The organism is Peribacillus sp. P4_C12, from assembly GCF_056402095.1.
Window position 1 is genome coordinate 1 of record NZ_JBFUIB010000346.1, and the last position, 4,051, is coordinate 4,051.

Genomic DNA, 4,051 nt, shown 5'->3' on the forward strand with positions numbered 1-4,051 from the left:
GAATAAGTTTTACAAAGTAAATTCATGTAAACAAACAACTCCTAAGAAAAAATACTCCACTAAATTACCTGAAATTCAAAAGGTAGATATCCCCATAATCTTTAAAACTAACTAAAATTAGATGATCTTACTCTGGGTTATTATCGGAATACGTTTAATGCTTCAAACGCTCATCTTTTTTTATCACTAATTTTATTATATTCTTCCTGTAAATCAGATATAGTCATTTCAAATAAATGAGTGTTATTTTTCTTATAAATCCCTTCATTTATTAACTTGTTTATCAGGAAAACCTTTTTATTATTTAGAGCATTACGTAATAATTCCCCCAAGATGTAGCCTCCTTTTATAATCAAATCATTTCGTTGAATAGTGGTATAAAACAAAGAATTATACCGTTAATTTTAGTTGTAAAACGCGTTTTCTTCCTGTTCCACCTCCTTCCATACCGTTGATTTCTATAGCCAAAAGAGGCCCTCTGTCCAAGATACACTTCATCTTGAATAGAGAGCCTCTAGTAATCTAGTCAGCACATTTTATTAGTATGAATATTTAAGTTTATACTAAATTATATTAAACATATATGTCAAGTATGAATTAAAAAATATACTCGACTGAACTTATAAATAAATGACTCCGAGACCCCTCCCCTAAGCAAAACGTGTTTCACGGATACTTTTCAGAGTTATGTAATTTTATCAGGGACATCAGGGGAAAAATCTGCCCTTCATAACATAAAACAGTGTCATTTGCTCTGATTTGATAATCCGGAAAAACAACCTTATACTCTTGCCACATATTTGAACGCCTCCATAAAGTGCTTTTATACGAAAACACTCAGTAGTGGAATAAGAGATTTAAAAACCTGTTATAACATGCTGTTGATTTTTCACAAAGAAAAAAGGACCATATTAATAAGGTCCCTTGGTAAAACATCTTGATTTAAGCTTGAAGAGCTTTCTGTAATGATTTTTTCATTGCTTCTACAAAGTTCTGACGTGTTACATCAGATAATTCTAATAAGGAAAGATAGGGATTTAAATCTTCTAATTCAACTAATAAAAGTTCACCTTGTTCATTCCGACAAGCATCAACTCGTTGAATCCCCCAATCAAGATTATTCCATTCAATAAATCGGTTAGCAAAAGTTAAATCTTCTTCAGTAGGCACATATTCTTTTAATTCCCATCTTTGCTCTTTATCTGGTGCATAAAGAGCATACTGAAATTCTTTATCGATAAAATAAAATGAAACCTCATACTCAAAGTTGATAAATGGTTGTACCAATGTTTTTTTTGATTCTGAATCAACTTTATCTCTCAATTCATCTTTCGTGACAAATTCCATACCGATAGAATCTGCACCATCTTTCGGCTTTACAATATACGTTTTTACATTAGGGAGTTTATCTAAAGAATCAAGAGTATCGATAGTTGGAATAACAGGAAATTTAGCATTCGTTAATTCAATTAAATATTCCTTCCCGTTCATATCAGCCTTTCCGTTAAATGAATTGTATGTTTTCAAATAACCAGAAACTACTCTATTTCGGAATGCTTGATACTTATCCTTAAAATTCGCTACTGGACCAGCATTTCGAAATACAATTAAGTCAAAATCTTTTTCAAACGTTTCGGTATCTTCAGGATGACAAATGACCACCTGAAAATCTTCTCTAAGCTTCGAAGTAAGGAACAAATCCTCCTCATAATAATTTCTTCCTTTTGCTTCATAGTATAAATCTGTTACGAATAATAGTGTCTTCATTACACCTTCACCTCTTTACATTTATTTTCATTGATTTAAAAAGGATTAAAAAACAAAAAATCCCGTCTCATTAAGAGACGAGATATTAACTCGCGGTACCACTCTTGTTTAATAAAATGCTTCGAAAGCACTTTACTACCCTTACAAACGTACAATCATACGTTGTTCCTTGTAACGGAGGAAACCGATAAAGCTTACTAATACATTCGGCTTTACTTCTCAGAGATGATTTTCGGTTATTATCTGGACACTGGCTTTCAGCAAAACACCAGCTCTCTTTGGAACAGAAACTATAACGTACTCTTTCTCTTCATAGAATTTTTAAAATTAGATTATTTTGAATTATTTTATATTAACCAGCAATTAAAATCAATGGTTATTTGATGAAATTAATTTTCTGCCCCTTTAGCTCGATAAGAAAGGGATCATCAGCAGCAACTTATTAAACTCTTGCACCCGTTAGTTAAAAAAAGAGAGGGGATTTCTGTACTGGCTTCATCCATCCTTATAATACTGATGAATACTAGAAAAGAAACATATCCTTTCTATGGTGGTGATGGAGTTAAGAACCTAGTTTCTTCATTAATATTAACTAACTTGTTTTGCATTCTCCAATTAACAATTGAGTGCTTTAGTTAAATACGGTGCTGATTTTTTCTACTTTTATTCGACTCTCATCTTAATGATGAGCCATCAACAGCAGTTTTGCATTTAATAAAGAAAGAATTTAGCTGGTAAAAAATAAATATAGTTTTCCTATTAAGTCTCCTTATTTATTCTATGTATAATATCGAATGCTTCTCCACATTAACTCCATATAACACGGTTATAATGATACAAGAGGTGATACCATGAGGAACTATCATATTCTTGTAGTAGAGGATGATCAAGAGATTCAGGAATTAATTAAACAATTTTTAATGACACAACACTATACAGTTGAAGTTGCATCAGATGGATTAGAGGGAATGAAACAATATAATAAGCAATCCTTTGATTTAATTCTTTTGGATGTGATGATGCCAAACCTTAACGGATTTGAAGTTGCCAAAATGATTCGAAACCAGTCAAATGTACCAATTATTATGCTAACCGCTTTAGAAGAAGAACAAGATCAAATGAAAGGTTTTGATCTTGGAATCGATGATTATATAACTAAACCTTTTTCTTTTCATGTTTTGATTAGACGAGTCGAAGCAGTACTGAGGAGAAGCTATGATCAAAGTACAGCTAATCATTTAGTTTTTAAAGAAATTCATGTCGATTGTGATGCATATAAAGTATATGTAAATAAAGTTGAAATACCTTTAACAACAAAAGAATTTGAGATGCTGCAACTACTCCTTCAAAATGAGAAAAAAGTACTCACAAGAGAAAGCATCGTAGAAAAAGTTTGGGGATACGAGTACTACGGAGAAACACGAATTATCGATACACATATTAAAAACATACGAAAAAAATTAGAAATACCCTACATTAAAACAGTAAAGGGAATTGGTTACAAAATCGATGAATAAGATATTAAAAATCATGAAGATGAAGAAGATTACCTATAAACTCTTTTTGGTTACATCCCTTATTTTGTTAGCCTTTGCAGTCCTGATCTATTTAACTTTATACTTCTTTCTCCCTACATTTTATGAGCAGTATAAAACAGACCAGCTTCAAACAGGAATAGAAGAAATAATTGATAAATCTAAGGATCTTTCTTTTCAAAATGCAATACCACTTTTTGATGAATACGCTCAAAAAAATAACGCAATGATCTACCTTCAAAATAATGAAGGAGCAATAATTTATTCTCCTTTTTTATCTTTTATTCAAGGTAGTACTCAAGCATTACCTGGTGTAAAATTCGATAATACAAAGCCATTAAGAAATTCAAATTACCTTTCCAATTCATTTGATGTTGCCATGCCAATTCAATTCCAAGATGGTAACTTAACACTCGTAGTATCCGCAACATTTCAGCCTATTAATGAAGCTTCACAGGTCTTGGTACGTTTCCTTCCTTATATCAGTATCATTGTAGTTGTTATTGGTGTTGGAAGTGCTTATTTATATTCGAGGTTTATTACAAGACCACTCATTTATATTAATAGAGGGGCACAAAAGATGGCGAACTTGGATTTTTCCGAAAAAATTGAGGTTCGTTCCAATGATGAATTAGGGGAATTATCCAATAGTTTAAATGATATGTCACTTAATTTACAACAAACTATGCTTGATTTACAGAAAGCGAATCAGCAATTACAAAGCGACATTGAAAAAGAAAGAGAAATAG

Annotated in this window: 4 protein-coding genes and 1 other annotated feature; of the genes, 2 read left to right on the top strand and 2 right to left on the bottom strand. The window is 31.6% G+C overall.

All coding sequences use genetic code 11. The annotated features are described in order from the left end of the window. Nucleotides 1-170 precede the first annotated feature (170 nt). Nucleotides 171-332, bottom strand: coding sequence for a Fur-regulated basic protein FbpA (locus AC1DUW_RS22555; RefSeq protein WP_053345661.1), 162 nt, complete (start codon nucleotides 330-332; stop codon nucleotides 171-173). Nucleotides 333-942: 610 nt separating this feature from the next. Then, entirely contained in the window at nucleotides 943-1,767 is an 825-nt protein-coding gene (locus tag AC1DUW_RS22560) for an ATP-grasp domain-containing protein (protein WP_053345660.1), read from the bottom strand. A 70-nt stretch (nucleotides 1,768-1,837) separates the two neighbouring features. Then, nucleotides 1,838-2,090: a binding site (T-box leader), on the bottom strand. Nucleotides 2,091-2,618: 528 nt separating this feature from the next. Here AC1DUW_RS22560 and AC1DUW_RS22565 point away from each other — a divergent pair. Together AC1DUW_RS22565 and AC1DUW_RS22570 are read left to right on the top strand one after the other, a co-directional pair. Then, nucleotides 2,619-3,284 carry a response regulator transcription factor gene (locus tag AC1DUW_RS22565; RefSeq protein ID WP_053345659.1) on the top strand — a complete coding sequence of 222 codons (666 nt, stop codon included), beginning with the start codon at nucleotides 2,619-2,621 and terminating at the stop codon, nucleotides 3,282-3,284. Next, nucleotides 3,277-4,051: HAMP domain-containing protein (locus tag AC1DUW_RS22570; protein ID WP_477643517.1), on the top strand; the 775-nt coding region annotated here is incomplete at its 3' end. The genes AC1DUW_RS22565 and AC1DUW_RS22570, both read left to right, overlap by 8 nt.